The 6,615-nt window shown below is 49.4% G+C and carries 4 protein-coding genes; 1 reads left to right on the forward strand and 3 read right to left on the reverse strand.

The window, feature by feature from the left end:
- Positions 1-112 precede the first annotated feature (112 nt).
- Together ACOJTG_RS04040 and ACOJTG_RS04045 are read right to left on the reverse strand one after the other, a co-directional pair.
- Positions 113-970 (reverse strand): DUF481 domain-containing protein, encoded by an 858-nt coding sequence (locus ACOJTG_RS04040; RefSeq protein ID WP_420152638.1) that lies wholly within the window; start codon positions 968-970, stop codon positions 113-115.
- A 132-nt stretch (positions 971-1,102) separates the two neighbouring features.
- Positions 1,103-2,839, reverse strand: coding sequence for a M14 family zinc carboxypeptidase (locus ACOJTG_RS04045; protein ID WP_420152639.1), 1,737 nt, complete (start codon positions 2,837-2,839; stop codon positions 1,103-1,105).
- A 166-nt stretch (positions 2,840-3,005) separates the two neighbouring features.
- Here ACOJTG_RS04045 and ACOJTG_RS04050 point away from each other — a divergent pair, with 166 nt between their 5' ends.
- Positions 3,006-4,727, forward strand: coding sequence for an alpha-amylase family protein (locus ACOJTG_RS04050; protein WP_420152640.1), 1,722 nt, complete (start codon positions 3,006-3,008; stop codon positions 4,725-4,727).
- A 302-nt stretch (positions 4,728-5,029) separates the two neighbouring features.
- Here the strand turns inward: ACOJTG_RS04050 and groL are convergent, their stop codons facing one another.
- Positions 5,030-6,613 carry a chaperonin GroEL gene (gene groL, locus ACOJTG_RS04055; protein WP_420152641.1) on the reverse strand — a complete coding sequence of 528 codons (1,584 nt, stop codon included), beginning with the start codon at positions 6,611-6,613 and terminating at the stop codon, positions 5,030-5,032.
- Positions 6,614-6,615 lie beyond the last annotated feature (2 nt).

Here is a 6,615-nt window from a genome sequence, read left to right on the forward strand (position 1 = left end):
CCAACGATTTCAATGACAAGTACCGGCTAGAAACGTGCAGCCCCATACCTAACCACGGGGGGGGCAACGTGATTACCCCCGTATGCCATGCGGGGCACCTGTACCCAGCTCGTCAGTTCTTAAACGTCAAACCAATCGCCCAGTGAAAATCTGTACGTTTCTTGCCGGGCAGTACCACACTTTCATACGTATGATCGGCGGTCAGCGATAGGGCTAGCCGTTTACCCAAGGCATAAGCCAGCGTACTCAGCGAACTCCAGCGGAGGTTGGCCGTATTCAAAGCGGGTTGCACAAAAACCGTACTATTAAAAGCTAGCTTATCTTTGGTAAGACCAACCCGGATACGGGTAGAATTACGAATCACCCGTACGTCTTCAGCGTTTAGAAAGTCTGTGTATTCGAAGATAATCGCATTCGTCATGGAGATTTTCACCAGCGTATTGGGCACCTTTCGGCCGCCCAGAATTCGCCAGCCAAAGCCGGCTCCTCCGTACCATCGATTGGAAATTTGTCGCAGGTTACTTTCTTCGTGCACCCCAAATCCCATCAGATAGACATCGTGCTGATTGTACCATAAGGTAGCGTTCAGATCCACGAACAACTCGCGTTCCTGCAATTCTTTGTTAATAGTACCGTATGTATACCGGGGCGACGTATACAGGCCCAGAATAGATTTGGGATTAAAGTAATCAAACGACGTGACGAGCGTATACAAACTCCGTTGTACGTTGCCGCTGCGGTAGTCACCGCCCAGGGTAATGGCGTAGGTGAAGTGTTTGAGCGTATCGGCGGGGGGACGGGTCACCTGAATTAAACTCGGGAAATTTTCAACGCCCGGCGGTAGGGTGTCGGTTTGAACTTCTTCCCGTAATCGTAACGAATCAGAAACCATGAACGCATGAGCCAGCGGGGCAACAGCAAAAGTCAACAGAAAAACGGCGGCGTACTTGAGTCCTGAGATGAAGAGCATAGGCGGTAAAGAATACGTGAAAAGATTTGCAAAACTTGCACAAATTTCGTGCGAGCAGCCGAAAAAAAACAAAACCGTACGCGAAAGTCCGGTTTTATGAGCATTGGAAATGCGGTAAACAAAGTCCTTTTTCTACAAAATCCGAAACACCGGATACCGCATGTGTTCGGGTTCATAATACGGCGAAAGTTTATGGACGAAGTCCAGTTGAGCCCGACCATTTTTAGCGAAAGCAGGATCCTGAGCCCGTTTTTCCTCCAGCTTTTGCCGGGCTTCCGGGTGGCTTTTCAGAAATTCAGCCGCTAGATCTTCGAATACATAATCCGAAAAGCCTTCCTTTTGCTGTAAGATGGAATCGAAGAAATTCCAGGCAAAAAAACCTTCCGGACTCGTTGGTTCCAGCGTCTCCACCAGATAGCGGTTCTTATCCTGATTGCATTCCATGTAATAATCGCCTTTGCGGAAATGAATCGTCTGGGTATGCGTACTCACCTTCACGTCCGAATGCGGGTAATGCCCTTCGTAGGGGCGTGGCGAGGTCTGGTACGATTCAATCCGGTACGCTTCTACGCTCAGCGTGGTGTCCTGGTCGAGTCGTTTCATGACTACATGGTTCGCTTTCAGCCGTTCGATCACGGGCCACCAAGCCTGCGGAATGAGATACGCTTTCGGTTTCTTCACGCTCAGCGTCGGTACAAAGTAGTCGTAATACGGAACGCTCATCTGAAACGGCTTGCTGCGGTCGTAGTACAGTCGCGGTTGCCCGGATACGTCACTAGGTTTGTATCCGTGTTCATAACCCAGAAATTCAATAGGGCGGGAGCGGCTTTCGTCTTTTTTCCAGGCCAGTGGAAACTCCTGCTGCGTTCGAACGGCTTCCCGGTCGGCTTTTCGCAAACGCACGATTTCCTGGGCGTTCGTTACCGTGAATTCCAGATAGATTTTCAGCAGCTCATACGTTGATTTCACGCGTTGCTCGTACGATTTCAGCATGTGCGTTTCGGGCATGAAGCCGAGCGTCTGGAACATCGCCGCAAAACCCGTAGAATACCGGGGATAGTCAATGAAACCGCTGAATCCTTCCTTCGTCACATTTGGCCCAAAGTTGGTCACGTAGGGCGTCATCGGATACCCTTTGGCTTTCATCTGCTCGTACAGGTAGGGCTCCATTTTCGTATGCAGAAAGGGACCCAGACCACCACCCAGTTTACTGTGCTGCGTAGCGATGAGCGTCATTACGTGCTGGTAATCGGCTCCGTTGCTCACGTGCGTATCCACAAAAACGTCAGGGTCAACGAGATGAAAAATTTCAGCAAAGGCCATCGCATTGCGGCTGTCGGCTTTCACGAAATCCCGGTTGAGATCGTAGTTCTGTCCATTCGCCCGGAAACCGTAGGAATTCGGACCATTCTGGTTCACCCGACTGGTCGAATTACGGTTCAGGGCTCCGTCAATGTTATAAAAAGGAATCACGCAGAGCACGACATTGTCGGGTAGGTTGAGTCCGTCTTTGCTCGTGAGCAGGTTTCGCAAAAGCATTTGACAAGCATCTACACCGTCGGGTTCGCCGGGGTGAATGGCGTTATCGATGAGAAAGATGGCCTTCCCTTTCTTCCGCTGCTGGGCCAGATCAAAATTTTTATCCTTCGAAATGACCAGTAAATGCAACGGCTCGCCCGAGTCCGTCTGACCCATGGTACGCATCTGGACCTGCGGGAACTGCTGATCCAGTCGTCGGAAATAGGTCATTCCCTGCTCATAGGTGGGGGTTTCGGCTCCCTTGGTTCGTTCAAAAATCGTTTCCAGATCTTGGGCAAAAGCGGCTTGCATACGTAGTGCGATGGTCAGCAGGAGGAAAAAACGTTTCATGTAATCAAAGAAAAGGAAACGCAAAAGTTCTGCCAAATACCCATCGCCAGATTACGACCAAAGCATTCATTTTCAAGACTTGGGGAGAGTTACGGGCAAAAATGCTTCGTATCATTTTTTTAAGTAGATAATCGTAACGTATAATCAACCCTATTCCCACCGCTGTATGAAGAAATGGCTTATTTTTGTAGCTTGTCTAACTACCCAGCTCACTTTCGCCCAAACCGAAGCACCTACCGCCCCACCGGCACCCATTCCGACGGATTTTGTCGAAGAAATCTGGTACAAGCGGGCCCTGATCTATAACCTCGACGTAAAAGTCTTCAAAGATTCCGACGGGGATGGTATGGGCGATTTCAAAGGACTAATTCAGCAACTGGATTACCTAAAAGACCTCGGCATAACGGTAATCTGGCTATCACCTTTTCATCCCTCTCCTCTGGAAGACGATGGGTATGATGTAGCGGATTTCTATAAGATCGATCCCCGCGTCGGAACTGATGCCGATTTCAAACAATTGGTCGAGGAATGTAAAAAACGCGACATGCGGGTGATTATTGACCTGGTGATTAACCATACGTCTAATCAACACCCCTGGTATCAGGCAGCCCGTAAAGACAAAAACTCACCGTATCGCTCCTGGTATGTCTGGAGTAAAGAACGGCCCCAGGATGCCGACGAAGGCATGGTATTTCCCGGTGTACAAAAGGAAACCTGGACCTACGATTCCTTGGCTCAGGAGTACTACTTCCACCGCTTTTACGATTTTCAGCCCGATCTGAACGCCCAGAATCCAGACGTCGAAGTAGAGATTCGCAAAATTGTCAAACACTGGCTGGACTTCGGCATTTCCGGATTCCGATTGGATGCAGTTCCGTTTTACATGGAAATTCCGCAGAGTGGCATGAAAAATCCCATGCTGCAATTTGATCTGCTCTATGGTTTGCGGCAGTACATTCAGTGGCACAAAGCCGATGCTGCCGTACTGGGAGAGGCCAATGTCGATCCCAAGGAAACTGATAAATTCCTGGGTAAATATGGCGAGGGAATTCAGATGATGTTTAACTTCTACGGAAATCAGTACCTGTTCTCAGCCCTCGCTTCTGAAAATATTGAAACGTTTAAGAAAGCTCTGACCGAAACCCGCGATCATTCACCCGCGAATCAGTGGGCCTGGTTCCTACGTAATCACGATGAAATTGACCTGGGTCGACTGAGTAACGAAGCCCGCGAAGAAGTGTACTCCAAATTCGGCCCAAAGGAAAACATGCGTTTGTACGACCGTGGTATCCGTCGCCGGCTGGCTCCGATGCTGGGTAACCGGAAGCAGATTGATCTAGCCTATAGTTTACTGTTTGCCTTGCCGGGTACGCCAAGTTTACGCTACGGGGAAGAAATTGGTATGGGGGATGATCTGAGCCTGAAAGAACGCAACTCGGTACGCACGCCCATGCAGTGGAATACCCAGAAAAATGCGGGCTTCTCTACGGCATCCAAAACCTTTCATCCTGTCATCAGTCAGGGGGATTATGCGTACCAGAAAGTGAACGTAGAAACGCAGGAAAAGGACCAGAAATCACTGCTGAATACCATTAAGAAGTTCATCAAAATTCGTAGCGAATGTCCGGAGATTGGCTGGGGCGAATGGACCATTCTTCCCGCTACGACGTCTACAGTACTGGTGATGCAGTACAAATGGAAAGATAAATCAATAGTCGTCGCCCATAATTTCAGTAAGGAAAAACAGAACATTCAACTGCGAATGGCCGAATGGAAAGGCAAATCTTTGCAGGACTTACTCAATAAAAAAACGGTTAAACCTATTGCGGAAGGTTCGTATTCGCTGGCTATGGATGGCTACGGTTTCCAGTGGTTCCGATTGAATTAAGGTCATTAAAGTATATAGAAAAGGCTTCTCTAATGTGAGAAGCCTTTTAAGTTAGGAACCTACAGATTTATAAATCTGTAACCCCCATCCGGCAGTAAAAACCTGCCAGATTCTCCTGAGTAATTTAGGTGATGACAGCAGGTAAGTAGCTGCCTAATTGTAGGTACAAGTTTGGAAACTTGCATCAGTCGGGGAGACCCAATCGCCCGTAACAGCAGAGGGTAACGTTCGTTCCCAGACCGAAACCCATAAAAAAAGCCTCTCCGAGTGATCGGAGAGGCTATTAAAGAATGATCTATGAATTACATCATGCCACCCATTCCGCCAGGACCGGCAGCAGGAGCAGGATTATCTTCAGGCTTGTCAGCTACTACGCATTCAGTAGTCAGCAACAGACCCGCTACCGAAGCAGCGTTTTCCAGAGCCAGACGCGTTACTTTCGTCGGGTCAATGATACCGGCTGCAATCATGTTTTCGTAACGGTCTTCGCGAGCGTTGTAACCGTAATCAGCCGTACCTTGTTTCACGGCGTTGATAACTACCGAAGCTTCGCCACCGGCGTTTGCTACGATCGTACGCAGGGGAGCTTCAACGGCCTGACGAATGATGTTAATACCCGTCGTTTGGTCGTCGTTGTCACCTTTGAAGCCTTCGAGAGCGGCAACGGCACGGATCAGGGCTACGCCACCACCCGCTACGATACCTTCTTCAACGGCCGCACGAGTTGCGTGCAGAGCATCGTCAACGCGGTCTTTCTTCTCCTTCATTTCAACTTCGGTAGCTGCACCGATGTAGAGAATCGCTACACCACCTGACAGTTTCGCCAGACGTTCCTGTAATTTCTCACGGTCGTAATCCGAAGTCGTATTTTCGATCTGCGTTTTGATCTGGTTTACGCGGCCCGTAATGTCCTCTTTCGCACCTACGCCGTTTACAATCGTCGTATTGTCTTTGTCGATCAGGACTTTTTCAGCTTGACCCAGGTATTCAATCGAAGCATTTTCGAGTTTGAAACCACGCTCTTCGCTGATTACCGTACCACCCGTCAGGATCGCGATGTCTTCCAGCATAGCTTTCCGACGATCACCGAAACCAGGAGCTTTTACGGCAGCCACTTTCAGGGCACCACGGATTTTGTTAACCACCAGCGTAGCCAGAGCTTCACCGTCTACGTCTTCCGCAATGATGATCAAGGGACGACCGGTTTGAGCTACTTGCTCCAGTACGGGCAGCAGTTCTTTCATCGAAGAAACTTTCTTCTCAGAAATCAGCAGGAAGGGACGATCCAGATCGGCTTCCATTTTGTCCGGGTTCGTCACGAAGTAAGGAGACAGGTAACCGCGGTCAAACTGCATACCTTCTACCGTTTTTACTTCGGTTTCAGTACCACGAGCTTCTTCAACCGTGATGACACCTTCTTTACCCACTTTGTCCATGGCGTCGGCGATCATCGTACCGATTTCGTGGTCGTTGTTGGCAGAGATGGTAGCCACCTGAGCGATTTCTTTGGAAGTGCTGATGGCACGTGATTGTGACTTCAGGTTTTCAACGATCTTACCTACGGCCTTATCGATACCGCGTTTCAGATCCATTGGGTTTGCACCCGCTGCTACGTTTTTCACACCGATCGAGTAGATCGCCTGCGTCAGAACCGTAGCCGTCGTGGTACCATCACCAGCCTGATCAGCCGTTTTAGAAGCTACTTCTTTCACGAGTTGAGCACCCATGTTTTCCAGAGCATCTTTCAACTCGATTTCTTTAGCTACCGTTACCCCATCTTTGGTGATGGCCGGAGAGCCAAATTTCTTATCGATGATTACGTTACGACCTTTAGGGCCGAGGGTTACTTTAACCGCGTCTGCCAAAGCGTCAACGCCACGCTTCAGGC

Origin of the sequence: Siphonobacter sp. (assembly GCF_048595215.1) — a bacterium.
In the GTDB taxonomy this organism is placed as follows: Bacteria; Bacteroidota; Bacteroidia; order Cytophagales; family Spirosomataceae; genus Siphonobacter.